Annotated in this window: 12 protein-coding genes and 1 pseudogene; 1 reads left to right on the forward strand and 12 read right to left on the reverse strand. The window is 69.8% G+C overall.

Annotation, left to right across the window (positions count from 1 at the left end):
- Positions 1–300: 300 nt before the first annotated feature.
- The 11 genes and pseudogenes from K3769_RS06355 to K3769_RS06405 all read right to left on the reverse strand — a co-directional run bounded on the left by K3769_RS06355 (position 301) and on the right by K3769_RS06405 (position 11749).
- Positions 301–3162, reverse strand: a complete 2862-nt coding sequence (locus tag K3769_RS06355; protein ID WP_267025465.1) for a DEAD/DEAH box helicase — start codon at positions 3160–3162, stop codon at positions 301–303.
- A 29-nt stretch (positions 3163–3191) separates the two neighbouring features.
- A complete protein-coding gene (tatC, locus tag K3769_RS06360) occupies positions 3192–4148 on the reverse strand; it encodes a twin-arginine translocase subunit TatC (protein ID WP_267025466.1) in 957 nt (318 codons plus the stop codon).
- 49 nt (positions 4149–4197) lie between these two features.
- The gene (gene tatA, locus K3769_RS06365) at positions 4198–4482 is read right to left on the reverse strand and encodes a Sec-independent protein translocase subunit TatA (protein ID WP_107019846.1); all 285 of its coding nucleotides are present in this window, start codon (positions 4480–4482) and stop codon (positions 4198–4200) included.
- Between the two features lie 237 nt (positions 4483–4719).
- A complete protein-coding gene (locus K3769_RS06370; RefSeq protein WP_267025467.1) occupies positions 4720–4914 on the reverse strand; it encodes a hypothetical protein in 195 nt (64 codons plus the stop codon).
- A 9-nt stretch (positions 4915–4923) separates the two neighbouring features.
- On the reverse strand, positions 4924–5211 hold the full coding sequence (locus tag K3769_RS06375; protein ID WP_267025468.1) for a hypothetical protein: 288 nt from the start codon (positions 5209–5211) through the stop codon (positions 4924–4926).
- A gap of 11 nt (positions 5212–5222) precedes the next feature.
- Positions 5223–6356, reverse strand: a complete 1134-nt coding sequence (locus K3769_RS06380) for a helix-turn-helix transcriptional regulator (protein ID WP_267025469.1) — start codon at positions 6354–6356, stop codon at positions 5223–5225.
- 15 nt (positions 6357–6371) lie between these two features.
- Positions 6372–7325, reverse strand: a complete 954-nt coding sequence (locus K3769_RS06385) for a helix-turn-helix transcriptional regulator (RefSeq protein WP_189779333.1) — start codon at positions 7323–7325, stop codon at positions 6372–6374.
- Between the two features lie 149 nt (positions 7326–7474).
- On the reverse strand, positions 7475–7846 hold the full coding sequence (locus K3769_RS06390) for an FKBP-type peptidyl-prolyl cis-trans isomerase (protein WP_267025470.1): 372 nt from the start codon (positions 7844–7846) through the stop codon (positions 7475–7477).
- A gap of 51 nt (positions 7847–7897) precedes the next feature.
- Entirely contained in the window at positions 7898–8911 is a 1014-nt protein-coding gene (locus tag K3769_RS06395; RefSeq protein ID WP_267025471.1) for an FKBP-type peptidyl-prolyl cis-trans isomerase, read from the reverse strand.
- Between the two features lie 208 nt (positions 8912–9119).
- A complete protein-coding gene (pafA, locus tag K3769_RS06400; protein ID WP_149512755.1) occupies positions 9120–10481 on the reverse strand; it encodes a Pup--protein ligase in 1362 nt (453 codons plus the stop codon).
- A 9-nt stretch (positions 10482–10490) separates the two neighbouring features.
- Positions 10491–11749: pseudogene (locus K3769_RS06405) on the reverse strand (MFS transporter).
- 117 nt (positions 11750–11866) lie between these two features.
- On the opposite strand from K3769_RS06405, the gene K3769_RS06410 reads away from it, so the two are divergent.
- Positions 11867–12883, forward strand: coding sequence for a LacI family DNA-binding transcriptional regulator (locus K3769_RS06410; RefSeq protein ID WP_267025472.1), 1017 nt, complete (start codon positions 11867–11869; stop codon positions 12881–12883).
- A gap of 289 nt (positions 12884–13172) precedes the next feature.
- Here K3769_RS06410 and prcA read toward each other — a convergent pair whose 3' ends face one another.
- On the reverse strand, positions 13173–13919 hold the full coding sequence (prcA, locus tag K3769_RS06415; RefSeq protein ID WP_267025473.1) for a proteasome subunit alpha: 747 nt from the start codon (positions 13917–13919) through the stop codon (positions 13173–13175).
- Between the last annotated feature and the right edge of the window lie 26 nt (positions 13920–13945).

Below are 13945 nucleotides of genomic sequence, written 5' to 3' on the forward strand. Positions count from 1 at the left end.
GGTATCTGGATCTACAGAACTTGGGGGAACAAGCGCACGAATTCATCTCAACTCGGTGCGCTGCGGGCGAGCTTAGTCCGACCGGATCATCGCTGTGTCATATTCAGCAACCACCTGAAATCGCCCCCGCAACAGGAGTACGCTCTGCTCCATTTACACGCCACGCATCCGCACGAACACCCAGCGTTACGGCGTACGGGCATACGAAAGCCCCTCATCAGAAGGGGTGATGGGGGCTTTCGTGCCGTTACGTCGTACGGGACGGAGTGGGACAGGTGCGGACCGGGCGCCCGTGGCGCGTCAGCCCACCGACGAGTACGCCACCACTCCGCGCAGCAGCTGATCGACCGCCTTGCGGGCGTTCTTCGCGACCGTCGAACTCGCCACGGTCGACGTCGGCGCCGCCGCCGAGATCTGGCCGAGCACGTCGATGACCTGCTTGCACCAGCGCACGAAGTCACCGGCGGGCATCTCCGCCTCGCGCAGCACCTCGTCCAGGCCCTTGCCCGACGCCCACTCGTGCGCCGCCCAGGCGAAGCCCAGGTCCGGCTCGCGCTGCCCCACGCCCTCGGTCTGGGTGATGTGGAAGTCCTCCTCCAGGGCGTCGAGGCGGCCCCAGATGCGGACCATCTCGCCCAGCGCGGCCTTCGCCCTGCCGGACGGCAGCTTGGGCGCCATCGCGTCGTCGCCGACCCGGGACTCGTACACCAACGCCGAGACGCACGCGGCCAGTTCGGCCGGTCCGAGGCCCTCCCACACCCCCTCGCGCAGGCATTCGCTGGAGAGCAGGTCCATCTCGCCGTACAACCGGGCGAGGCGCTTGCCGTGCTCGGTGACCTCGTCGCCCCGCAGATAGTCCATCTCGGTCAGCAGCGCCACGATGCGGTCGAAGGTGCGGGCGATGGTGTTCGTCCGGCCCTCGATGCGCTGTTCCAGCTGGGCGGTGTCGCGCCGCAGCCGGTGGTAGCGCTCGGCCCAGCGGGCGTGGTCCTCGCGGTCGCTGCACCCGTGGCAGGGGTGGGCCCGGATGGCGGTCCGCAGACGGGCGATCTCGCGGTCGTCGGCGGCCTCGGCGCGCCTCTTGCGGTGCCGGTCGGGCACGATGTGCCCGGCCTTGGTCCGCAGCGCGGAGGCCAGGTCGCGGCGCGACTGCGGCGAGCGCGCGTTGAACGACTTCGGGATGCGCATCCGCTCCAGGGCCTCCACGGGCACCGGGAAGTCCATCGACGCGAGCCGCTTGACCTGCCGCTCGGCGGTGAGCACCAGCGGGCGGGGCCCGTCGTGCTGCTCGAAGCCGCGGTGGCCGTTGGACCGTCCCGCGGGCAGCCCGGGGTCGAGGACCAGCGCGAGCCCGGCGAACTTGCCGGTCGGCACGTGGATGATGTCGCCCGGCTTGAGCCTCTCCAGCGCGACGGCCGCCTCGGCGCGCCGCTGGGAGGCGCCCTGCTTGGCCAGCTCGGTCTCCCGGTCCTTCAGCTCGCGCCGCAGGCGCGCGTACTCGTCGAAGGCGCCGAGGTGGCAGGTCATCGACTCCTTGTAGCCCTCGAGCCCCTCTTCGTTGCGCTGCACCTGCCGGGAGATCCCGACGACCGACTTGTCGGCCTGGAACTGCGCGAAGGACGTCTCCAGCAGCTCACGCGAGCGGTGCCGCCCGAACTGCTCGACGAGGTTGACCGCCATGTTGTACGAGGGCTTGAAGCTGGAGCGCAGCGGGTACGTGCGCGTGCCGGCGAGTCCCGCGAGGTGGTCGGGGTTCATACCGCGCTGCCACAGCACCACGGCGTGGCCCTCGACATCGATGCCACGGCGGCCGGCCCGCCCGGTGAGCTGGGTGTACTCGCCGGGGGTGATGTCCGCGTGCTGCTCGCCGTTCCACTTGACGAGCTTTTCCAGGACCACCGAACGGGCGGGCATGTTGATGCCGAGCGCGAGGGTCTCGGTGGCGAACACGGCCTTCACCAGGCCGCGTACGAACAGTTCCTCGACGACCTCCTTGAACGTCGGCAGCATGCCCGCGTGGTGGGCCGCGATGCCGCGCTCAAGTCCCTCCAGCCACTCGTAGTAGCCGAGGACGTGCAGGTCCTCGTCCGGGATGGACGCGGTGCGCTCCTCGACGAGGGCACGGACCCGTTCCCGGGCGTCCTCGTCGTTCAGCCGCAGGCCCGCGTACAGGCACTGCTGGACGGCCGCCTCGCAGGCCGCGCGGCTGAAGATGAACGTGATGGCGGGCAGCAGCCCCTCGGAGTCGAGCCGCTCGATGACCTCGGGCCGGCCCGGCGTCCACACCCGCGACCGGTTCCTGCGCTCGCGCTCCCGGTCGGCGTCGCGCATCGCGCGGCCCCGCTTGCGGTCCTGGTACGAGGGACGGCTCGCCTCCATGCGCGCCAGGCGCGTGAGGTCGGGATTGACGGCCTTCTTATGGCCCTCGCCCTCCTCGAAGAGGTCGTACATCCGCCGGCCACCGAGGACGTGCTGGAACAGCGGGACGGGCCGGTGCTCGGAGACGATCACCTCGGTGTCGCCGCGCACGGTGTCGAGCCAGTCCCCGAACTCCTCCGCGTTCGACACGGTCGCCGACAGCGACACCAGTGTGACCGACTCGGGGAGGTGGATGATCACTTCCTCCCAGACGGCGCCGCGGAAGCGGTCCGAGAGGTAGTGCACCTCGTCCATGACGACGTACCCGAGGCCGCGGAGGGTCTGCGAGCCCGCATACAGCATGTTGCGCAGGACCTCGGTGGTCATCACGACCACCGGGGCGTCGCTGTTGACGCTGTTGTCGCCGGTGAGGAGGCCCACCTTGTCCGCGCCGTAACGGCGGGACAGGTCCGCGTACTTCTGGTTCGACAGGGCCTTGATGGGTGTCGTGTAGAAGCACTTCTTGCCCTGCTGGAGGGCCAGATGGACGGCGAACTCGCCCACGATCGTCTTGCCCGAGCCGGTGGGCGCGGCCACCAGGACTCCTTTGCCCCCTTCAAGAGCTTTGCAGGCCTCGATCTGGAAGGGGTCGAGGCCGAAGTCGTACATCTCGCGGAAGCCCGCGAGCGCGGTGGCCTGCTCGACAGCGCGCTTCCGTGCTGCCGCGTACCGCTCGGCCGGTGAGAGGTCGTCTGTCATCGTGCTTTCGAGACTACCGGCCACCACTGACAACAGGACGATCATTATCCGATCGGAGCACCCGGGTCACGGCCTCAGGTCACGTCGTCGTAGCCGTTGATCCGCTCCCGCTCGCCGTCCGTCTGAGCGGGCACCGCGCGGCGGGCCGTCACGGGTTCGATCTCGCCGATGTCCTCGGGGGTGAGGTCGAGCTCGGAGGCCTCGTCGTCGTCCGGGCCCTCGGCCTCGCGACGGGCCCTGCGGCGGTCGTTCAGCAGGGAGAAGGCGGTGGCGGCGAAGTACAGGATCCAGATGGGTCCCGCGAGCGCCAGCATCGTCAGCGGGTCCGTGCTGGGCGTGGCGACGGCGGCGAAGACGGTGATGCCCATGATCATGCCGCGCCACCAGCCGGCCATGCGCCTGCCGGTGATCACTCCGGACATGTTGAGCATCACCAGGAGCAGCGGGAGCTCGAAGGAGAGGCCGAAGACGACGACCATGCGGGTCACGAGGTCGAGCAGGTCGTCCAGCGGCAGCAGGTTGTCGACGCCGAACGGCGTGAACTCGATCAGGACCTTCGCGGTGGTGGGAAGCACCTTGTAGGCGAAGAAGGCTCCGCCGAGGAAGAGCGGGACACCCGACGCGACGAACGCGTACGCGTACTTCTTCTCGTTGCGGTGCAGGCCCGGCGCGACGAACGCCCACAGCTGGTAGAGCCAGACCGGCGAGGCCAGCACGACACCGGCCATCAGCGAGACCTTCAGGGCCAGCGTGAAGGGCGTCAGCAGACCGTTGATCGTGATCTGCGCGCAGGGCTCGTCGGACGACGACTTCGCGAGCTGCTGGAAGGTCTTGTCGCAGCCGACCTCCTTGAGGATCGGCTCCGTGAAGAAGTTGATGATGTCGTTGTAGAAGAAGGCGGCGACGACCGTGACGAGGACGATGGCCAGCATCGCCTTCGCGAGCCGGTTGCGGAGCTCACGAAGGTGTTCCGCGAGGGGCATCCGCCCCTCCGGATCCTTCTCTTCCTTCTTGCGGGCGGACTTGAGCAACCCACGGTCCCATCTCGTGCGGCAGGCCGGCGGTCACCGGCCCCCTAGGTCAGCGCTTGGTCGTGTCCGTCGGCTCCGTGACCGGGCGGGAGCTGGTCACGTCACCGGGCGCGGCCTGGATGGTGCGGTGCGGCTGCTGGTCGTCCTGGGGCGGCGCGGCCGGGGCGGCGGCGTCGTCCTTGCCCTCGCTCTTCATCGCCTTGGCCTCGCTCTTGAGGATGCGGGCGGACTTGCCCAGGGAGCGGGCCATGTCGGGAAGCTTCTTCGCGCCGAACAGCAGGATGACGACGACGAGGATGAGAATGATCTCGGGAGCGCCGAGCCTTCCGAACATAAGCTTTTACCTTCTCACCGAGGCGGCGTGGTTGGGTTGCTGCCCGACCGCTCGGACGTCTGCCCGAAGGTCGCGCTGGCAGCGATCGTAACGCTCAGGGGTGAACGCGAGGCAATCCCTGTGCGTACTCCCGGTTCGCGGTCGGCGCCTCACTTTCCGGTCCGCGACCTGCAGCGTACCTGCCGACCCCGCGAAGTTGACAGGTCGGAGCGGCTCAAAGGCGGGGGACGGGAAGGCTCAGAGGGTGTCCGCGGAGCGGGCCACCGCGACCGACGCGTGCTCCAGGTCCTCGGCCGCGCGGCTGATCCGGCGCGCGGATTCGTCGACCTGCCTGCCCAGACGCTCCGCCTCCAGGAAGACACGGACGGCGAGCACGCCGAGCACGGCGATTCCCAGGAAACCCACAGCGATCGCGAACATCGGCCAGAACATGGCTCGACCCTAAGCCCCCCGGACCGTCCCCTGCAGACGCAGGGCCCGCACCCCGCCCCCGGTGAGCAGTTCGACGATGCGCTCCCCGGCCGGCTTGCGCACCGACGTGCGGCACTGCGGGCAGGTGAAGGAGTAGAAGGTGGTCCGGTGTGTGGCGCCCACGACCAGCCGCAGGGCGCTCGCGGCGAGCTCGAAGCCGCCCCGGCAGTCCGGGCACGCGGCCTTGAACACCACGGGGTCCACTCTCGTCATCCCGGAGAACGCGGACGCCACCGACATCTCACTCGTACCAGACATTGCCGACCCGCTCACAGCCCCTGCTCCTGCCTGCCGTACAGCTCGTCATGAACTCCGTGCGGCCCGCCCTGCGGGCGCCGCACTCCCCCGTCACCGACGAGGGGAGTGTCCGTGAGGCCGTCGCGAGGCGCCCCGGGGAGGGTGTGCGGCCCGCTCACGGCGTCGTACGCGTCCAGTGGCCCGTCGTAGGCCGCGAGCGCCTCACGGGCCGCCCGGCGGGCGCTGTCGGCGACCTCCGGCGGCGAGACGATCCGGCCGTCGCCGCCCAGGCGCAGGGCCAGGCGGCGCAGCGAGGCCGGGTCCGGGGTGCGCAGCGTGATGCGCAGCCCGCCGTCCGGCAGTTCCTCGGCGCTGTCGTGGGGGTAGTACTCGGCGACCCAGCGTCCGCCGGGGCCGACCTCCACGACCACTTCGGGGTCCTCGGCGGCCGGCTGCACCAGCCCCTCCGAGAGGTCCCGCAGTTCGATCTCGGGCGGTGCGGACGGCTCGTCGAGGATCTTGATCTCGGCGACCCGGTCCAGCCGGAAGGTGCGCCGGGCCTCCGAGCGGCGGCACCAGGCCTCCACGTAGGTGTGCCCGACGCTGACCAGGCGGATCGGGTCGATCTCGCGCTCGCTCAGCTCGTCCCGCGAGGGCGAGTAGTAGCGGATCCACAGTCGGCGGCGCTCCGAGATGGCCCGGTCGACGTCGGCGAAGACCCCGCCCTCCGCCTCGAAGGTGACCGACAGCCGGGAGCTGGCGCTCGCCGCCTCCCCGGAGGCGGCCTCCACCTTCGCGGTGGCCCGCAGCAGCGCCTGCCGGTCGCCCTCGCGCAGGCCCGGCAGGGTCGACACGGCGCGTGCGGCCACCAGAAGCGCGGTCGCCTCGTCGGCGGCGATGCGCAGCGGCTCCGCGACGTCGTCCGGGTTGTGCCACCAGATCCGGTCGCCGTCGGTGTCGATGTCGAGCAGGTCGCCGCCGCGGAAGCTGGTCCCGCACAGCGGCAGCACGTCGAGGTCGGAGATCAGCTCGTCCTCGGTGATCCCGAAGGCCCGTGCCACGTCCTCGATCCGGGCGCCGGGGCGCTCGCGCAGATACGTCACCAGGGACAGCATCCGCCGCGTCTGGTCGATCGCGTTCGTGGGCCTGGCCGGTTTTCCTGCCACTTTCCTACGTCCCCCTCAGCCCTTGGCCACAGCGCGCAGCCGGTCCACGACGTCGGCCCGCAGCTCGGCCGGCTCCAGGACCACCACGTCGGGCCCGAACTCCACCAGCCAGGCGTCCAGACCGTGCCCGTACGGAACCTCCAACTCGTCCCACCCGTCACCGAGTTCCCGTACGGAGGCGGCTTTGGCGCGCAGCGGGTATCCCGAGCCCGTCCGCAGCCGGATCAGCGCGGAACGGTCGGTGATGTCCCCCGCCCAGCCCGCGACGGTCTCCCGCACGGTGACGACGTCGGGCACCTCGGCCGTGTACCTGCCACTGCGGGTACGGACCTTGCCGGTGATCCGGGACAGCCGGAAGACCCGCTCGGCCCCCCGGTCGCGGTCCCAGCCGGCCAGGTACCAGTGGCCGCGCCAGCACTCCAGGGCCCAGGGCTCCACGTGGCGGGGCCCTGGGCGGGCCGCGGTCGCCTTGCGGTAGTCGAAGGTGACGGGACGCCGGTCGCGGCAGGCGAGCATCAGCGGTTCGAAGGCCGCCTCGTGCACGGGGATGCGCGGCTCCAGCGCGCCATGGGGCTCGTACGGGTCGACTCCCTCGGGCAGACCCGCGGCGCGCAGCTTCTGCAGGGCGCCGCTCGCCGCGCCCGCGAGCCGGGCCTGCTGCCAGACCTTGGCGGCCAGTCCGAGGGCGGCGGCCTCCTCGGCGTCGAGTGTGATGGGCGGCAGCCGGTTGCTGTCGCGGCGGGCCAGGTAGCCGACCTCGCCGTCCAGGTTCTCCACCGTCTCGATGACCAGGCCGAGTTCGCGCAGATCGTCCTTGTCCCGCTCGAACATCCGGTTGAAGGAGTCGTCCGAGCCGGCCTCCAGATAGGCCTCGATGGACTCACGGAGTTCGCGCTTGCTGAGCGGTCGCCGCGTCCCGAGCAGACACAGCGCCAGGTTCATCAGCCGCTCTGCCTTGGCAATGGCCATGGACGCCCTTCCTATGGTGCTTCCGACCGATGACCGTACCGCCCCGGGGTGTCGTGGCAAAAGCCGAGGGCCCATGCCCGGACAGGCATGGACCCCAAGTGATCGAATCCGGTCGGATGACGATCACACAACCTTGGAAGAACGAGACGTCAGACCCCGACGAGGTCGCAGACGAAGATCAGCGTCTCGCCGGGCTGGATACGGGCGCCGGCGCCCTGGTCGCCGTACGCGAGGTGCGCGGGGATGGTCAGCTGGCGACGGCCGCCAACCTTCATGCCCTGCACGCCCTGGTCCCAGCCCGCGATGACCTGACCGATGCCCAGCCTGAACTGCAGCGGCGTACCGCGGTTCCAGGACGCGTCGAACTCCTCGCCGGTGGAGAAGGCCACACCGACGTAGTGGACCGAGACGGTGTCGCCCGCCTTGGCCACCGGGCCGTCACCCTCCCAGATGTCCTTGATTTCGAGATCCTTGGGGGGCTCGCCACCCGGGAAGTCGATCTCGGGCTTCTCGATGCTCACGTCAGTGCTCCTGCTCGTTTGCGGTGGGACAACCCGGACAGTCTGTCATCCTCAGCTCGCGGCCAGGATGTCGACCACGAACACGAGGGTGGACTTGGCGGGCAGCTCCTCGCCCTTGGCCTCGTCGCCGTACGCCTGGGCCGGCGGAATCACCAGCAGGACCCGGTCGCCGACGTGCTTGCCGACGAGTCCCTTGTCCCATCCCGCGATGACCTGGCCCTGACCGATGGCGGTGCTGAAGGGCTGGCCGGTCTTCCAGGAGGAGTCGAAGAGCTTGGCCTTCGCCTTGCCCTCGTTGAGCTTCCAGGCGGCGCCGCTGTACTGCATGGTCACCGACTGGCCGTTCTTCACCTCGGCGCCCTTGCCCGCGATGAGGACCTTGTCGACGAGCTTGGCCGGCGGGTCGTTCTTCGGCACGGAGATCGTGGCCGGCGCCTCGTCGTCGGCCTTGATCTGCGGCAGGTCCGACGGAATCGCGGCCTGCTTGCCCTCGACCTTGTTCGGGACGACATCGCCGACGTCCAGCGCGAAGACCAGGGTGTCGGTCCCCGACACTCCGGCCTGCTGGTTGCCCTGGCTGCCGAATCCGGCGGCCGGCGGCGCGACCACCAGGACGCGGCTGCCCTCCTTCTGGCCCACCAGCGCCTGCGCGAACGCCGGGATGACCGTCTCGGAACCCGCCGTGATCAACTGCGGCGCCCCGCCCTCCTGGTACGAGGAACCCAGGTCCTTGCCGCTCTTCCAGACCTTGCCGGTGAAGTTCATCGACACCAGGTCGTCCTTCTTCACCACCGAGCCGTCACCCTCGGAGACCGTGTGCACGACGAACTTGTCGCTCGGGTCGGCCTTCGGCACCTGGATCGTCGCCTTCTTGCCGAAGGCGCCCTTCACCTCGGGCATCGGCGACGCCGAGTCCACCGGCTTGGGCGCCGCGACGGCGGACGGGGAGGACGACGCCGACGGATCGGCCTTGTCCTTGTCGCCCTTGTCGTCGTCACTTCCGCAGGCGGACGCGGTCAGCGCCAGGGCAGGCACGATCAGGAGAGCAGCAAGTCGGCGTCGCACATCGATCCTCAGGTCGCTCGAATGGGGTCCGGCCACTCTAGGCCCTCACATCACCGGGCCGGGGCAGGCGGAACCGACCGTACCGGCCGGGACATACGGAGGACGTAGCCGAGGAGAGGGCTCAAGGCATGGCCAGGGACGCGGCAGGGGTCCCGCACACCCGTGGTGCGGGACCCCTGCCGTGCGGACGAATTCCTCCGTCCCGTTCCTACATCCCGGCGATCAGCTTCTCCACCCGGTCGTCGACGGACCGGAACGGGTCCTTGCACAACACCGTGCGCTGCGCCTGGTCGTTGAGCTTCAGATGCACCCAGTCGACGGTGAAGTCGCGGCGCTGCTCCTGCGCACGCCGGATGAAGTCGCCCCGCAGCCGGGCCCGAGTGGTCTGCGGCGGCACGGACTTGCCCTCGAAGATCTTCAGGTCGTTGCAGATCCTCGCGGCCTGCCCCCGCTTCTCCAGCAGGTAGTAGAGACCCCGGCGACGGTGGATGTCGTGGTAGGCGAGGTCTATCTGGGCGACGCGCGGATGCGACATCGTCATGTTGTGCTTGGCGCGATACCGCTCGATGAGCTTGTACTTCATGACCCAGTCGATCTCGGTACCGATCCGGTCCAGGTCCTCGGACTCGATCGAGTCCAGCGTGCGGCCCCACAGCTCCAGCACCTGGTCCACCACGCCCGTACGGATACCGCGGCGCTCCACGAAGTCCACGGCCTTCTCGTAGTACTCGCGCTGCACCTCCAGCGCGGAGGCCTCCCGGCCGCTGGCCAGGCGCACCTTGCGGCGGCCCGTGATGTCGTGGCTGACCTCGCGGATCGCCCGGATCGGGTTCTCCAGGGTCAGATCACGCATCACCGTGCCCGCCTCGATCATGCGCAGCACGAGGTCGGTGGCACCGACCTTGAGCAGCATGGTCGTCTCGGACATGTTCGAGTCACCGACGATGACGTGCAGCCTGCGGTAGCGCTCGGCGTCCGCGTGCGGTTCGTCCCTGGTGTTGATGATCGGCCGGGACCGGGTCGTCGCCGAGGAGACGCCCTCCCAGATGTGCTCCGCCCGCTGACTGACGCAGTACACCGCGCCCCGCGGGGTCTGCAGCACCTTTCCGGCACCACAGAGGAGCTGCCTCGTGACGAGGAAGGGAATGAGAATGTCCGCGAGCCGGGAGAACTCCCCGTGACGGGCCACCAGATAGTTCTCGTGGCAGCCGTACGAATTGCCCGCCGAGTCGGTGTTGTTCTTGAAGAGGTAGACGTCGCCCGCGATTCCTTCCTCGTGCAGGCGTCGTTCCGCGTCTACCAGGAGTCCTTCCAGAATGCGCTCGCCGGCCTTGTCGTGGGTGACGAGTTCCGTCAGGTTGTCGCATTCGGGAGTGGCATATTCCGGATGCGATCCCACGTCTAGATAGAGGCGGGCACCGTTTCGCAGAAAGACATTGCTGCTGCGGCCCCATGACACGACACGGCGGAAGAGGTACCGCGCCACCTCGTCGGGAGACAGGCGCCGCTGTCCCCTGAACGTACACGTGACGCCGTACTCGTTCTCCAGCCCGAAAATGCGGCGGTCCATGACTGAACATTACGCCTGATGGCCTGTGCTGAAACGGGGTTCGGCTCCTACGTTTCGATCATTTCCGAACTTCCCTCCACCACCGCACCGCCGCCCGTAGCTGCGAGGACCCGCCCCGTGGCCAGCAGGACCAACAGCGCGGCACCCCCCGCCACCCCCGGTACGGCGAAGCCCCGCACCGCTCCGCCCCACTCGACGACCGGTCCCGCCAGACCCGTCCCGACCGACGCCCCCACCGTGAACGTCGTCACCAGCCAGGAGAACGCCTCGGTGACCGTGCCCCGCGGCGCGTGCCGGTCGACGATGATGAACGCGCAGGCGATACAGGGCGCCAGGAAGACTCCCGCGAGCGCCACGAGGCCCGTCATCGCCACCACGCCCGGCATGAGCGTCAGCGGCAGGTAACACAGCGCCAGAAGCGCCACGAGCACCCGCAGTCGCCGCTCCGGCGCGCCGCCCCACTGCCGCGCCCCGTAGACCGTGCCCCCCACGAGTGCACCGAGCCCGAGCGCCGCCATCAGCCAGCCGTACGTCGCGTCTCCCCCGTGGTCGTCCGCGTACGACACGCCCGCGACCGTGATGGAACCCAGCGCCATACCCACAAAAAGGAACGCGCCGAGCAGCGCGATGAGCCCGCGCGAGCGCAACGCGCCGAGCCAGTGCGCCTCCCTGGGCGCCGAACGCCACGCGCGCGAGGGCCCCGACACCACTACGGAGAGGGCACCCAGGACACCGATGACGTTGATGACGACCAGCGCGGCCTGCGCGGACCACAGCGACACGCACAGGGTCACCAGCAACGGCCCGACGGTGAACATGACTTCCTGCGCCACGGCGTCCATCGCGTACGCCGTGTGCACCTGCCCCTCCTTGGGGAGGACCGAGGGCCACAGCGCCCGCAGCCCGCCCTCCAGCGGCGGCGTGAAGAATCCGGCGACCACCATGAGGAGGTACGCGAGCGGCAGCGACTCCAGGCCCGTGAAGGCGAACACGGTCACCCCGAACGCGGAGAGGAGCGCGGCGGGCAGTTGGATCCGCGGCTGCCCGTGCAGGTCCACGAGCCGGCCCAGCAGCGGCTGCCCCACCGCGTTGGACACTCCGTAGACCGCGGTGAGCGCCCCCGCCAGGCTGTAGCTTCCCCCCTCGGCGCGCACGAAGAGCACGACGGCGATGGCGCCCGCGGCGTTCGGCAGTCGGCCCACCAGCGTGCCCGTGAGCAGCCGTGCGGCATGTCTCGTCCGGAGGATCTCCAGGTATCCCGCGGCCATGTCCTGCCCCTCTGTCCCGTCCGAACCGTCGCGAACGCCGGAGGTTTTACGTATAACGTCGCCCGTCATACGTACCATGTGCGCTGTCCGCGAGTCCAGCAGAAAGACAGGTCGACGGTGGCAGCAGGCAGCCCCCGCCCCACGAGCCGTGACGTCGCCCAGGCCGCCGGGGTGTCACAGGCGGCCGTCTCCCTCGTGCTCGGCGACAAGTGGCGCGGACGCGTCTCCGAACGCACCGCCGAACGCGTCCGCGAAGCCGCCCGCGACCTCGGCTACCGGCCCAACCTGGCAGCCCGCAACCTCCGCCTGGGCAGCACCCGCACCGTGCTCCTGGTGGTGCCCGCGCTCACGACCGAGTTCTTCGCAGGCGTGTACACCGGCGCGGCCCGCGTCGCCGCGCACCACGGATTCGGCGTACTGCTCTACCCCTCCCCCGAAGGCATCGGCCCGGCCCGCAACCCCTTCGCCTCCGCACAGGCCGCCCTGGACGGCGTCATCGCCTCCTCCATGGCCGCCGACGCCCTCACCGCCATCCGCGGCGACCAGCTCCCCCTGATCATGCTCGACAGCGACCCCGCGGGCAGCACCGGCTCGGCGACCGTCAACCTCGACATCCGCGACGGCGTCCGGCAGGTCGCGGAACACCTCCTGGCGCTTGGCCACCGCCGCTTCCTGCACCTCGCGGCGGACATCCCGTCCTGGACGTTCGACATTCGCGCCCGCGAACTCGCCGAGCGGCTGGCCGCCGTCCCCGGCACCGAACTGCGCACGGCCTCGGCGCCGATCAGCATCGACGACGCCCGGGCCGCCGCGGAGACCGCGCTCTCCGCGCCCGGGCCGCGCCCCACGGCCCTCGTCTGCGACGACGACAAACTGGCCGCCGGCGCCTACAAGGCGGCTCGCCGCCTCGGCCTGCGCATCCCCGACGACCTCTCCGTCACCGGGCTCGACGACCTGGCCCTCGCGACCGCCCTCGACCCCGAACTGACCACCGTCCGCCTGGACGCCGAACTCTTCGGCGAACGAGGCATGCAAGCCCTCCTGGCGGTCCTGGACACCCGCACCCCCACCCCCGACGACATCCCGGTCACCCTGATAATCCGAGGCTCCACGGCCCGCCCGACCCCCGCTTAAGGGGCGCGGGGAACGGCGCAGTCTTTTCGCCGTTGCTTTTCAGGGACGCGGGGAACGACGCAGTCCCCAGCCACTGATTTCAGGGGCGCGGGGAACGGCGAACGGCGCGGTCTTTTCGCCGTTGCTTTTAGGGGCGCGGGGAACGGCGCAATCGTTTTGCCCTGGAGGGGCGCGGGGAACGACGCGACCAGCACCCACCGGGCCGCCCCGCGGCAAAATGCCGCGCGCCCCCGGCCGGGAAGGCCAAGGGCGCACAGGAGTCAAGGTGGTCCGCGGAGGACCGAGGAGGTCACTCCTCGTCGTCAGGATCCTCCGCCTCCGCAGCGGTGGACGCCCCACCCTCCTCCAGCAACCGCCCGAGCTGCCGCCCCACGATCCGCTTGAACTTCCGCTGCTGCGGCCGCGTCCGGTCCAGCACGGCGACCTCCAGCCGCTCCGCCGGAATCTCCCGCTCGCTGCCGTTCGTGTCACGCGACAACGCCTGGACCGCCAGCTTCAGCGCCTCGGCCAACGACATCCCGTCCTCGTGCCGCTGATCGAGATACGTACTGATCGTCTCGGCATTGCCACCCACCGCCACCGAACCGTGCTCGTCCACGATCGACCCGTCGTGCGGCAGCCGGTAGATCTGGTCGCCCTCGGGGGTCTCCCCCACCTCGGCGACCACCAGCTCCACCTCGTACGGCTTCTCCGCCGCGGACGAGAAGATCGTGCCCAGCGTCTGGGCGTACACGTTGGCGAGACCACGGGCGGTCACGTCGTCACGGTCGTAGGTGTAACCCCGCATGTCGGCGTACCGCACACCGCCGATCCGGAGATTCTCGTACTCGTTGTACTTGCCGGCGGCGGCGAAGCCGATCCGGTCATAGATCTCGCTGAACTTGTGCAGCGCACGGGACGGGTTCTCGCCGACGAACACGATGCCGTCGGCGAACTGCAGCACAACGAGGCTGCGACCACGGGCGATGCCCTTGCGGGCGTATTCCGCCCGGTCGGCCATGGCCTGCTGGGGTGATACATAGAACGGCGTCGACACCGGCTATCCGTCCCTTTCTGTGGAAG

Origin of the sequence: Streptomyces ortus (assembly GCF_026341275.1) — a bacterium.
GTDB lineage: Bacteria > Actinomycetota > Actinomycetes > Streptomycetales > Streptomycetaceae > Streptomyces > Streptomyces ortus.

Excerpts from the sequence above, each read along its gene's own strand:
- K3769_RS06355 (WP_267025465.1), bottom strand. The coding sequence starts at position 3,162 with ATGATCGTCCTGTTGTCAGTGGTGGCCGGTAGTCTCGAAAGCACGATG.
- tatA (WP_107019846.1), bottom strand. The coding sequence starts at position 4,482 with ATGTTCGGAAGGCTCGGCGCTCCCGAGATCATTCTCATCCTCGTCGTC.
- K3769_RS06370 (WP_267025467.1), bottom strand. The coding sequence starts at position 4,914 with ATGTTCTGGCCGATGTTCGCGATCGCTGTGGGTTTCCTGGGAATCGCC.
- K3769_RS06375 (WP_267025468.1), bottom strand. The coding sequence starts at position 5,211 with ATGTCTGGTACGAGTGAGATGTCGGTGGCGTCCGCGTTCTCCGGGATG.
- K3769_RS06385 (WP_189779333.1), bottom strand. The coding sequence starts at position 7,325 with ATGGCCATTGCCAAGGCAGAGCGGCTGATGAACCTGGCGCTGTGTCTG.
- pafA (WP_149512755.1), bottom strand. The coding sequence starts at position 10,481 with ATGGACCGCCGCATTTTCGGGCTGGAGAACGAGTACGGCGTCACGTGT.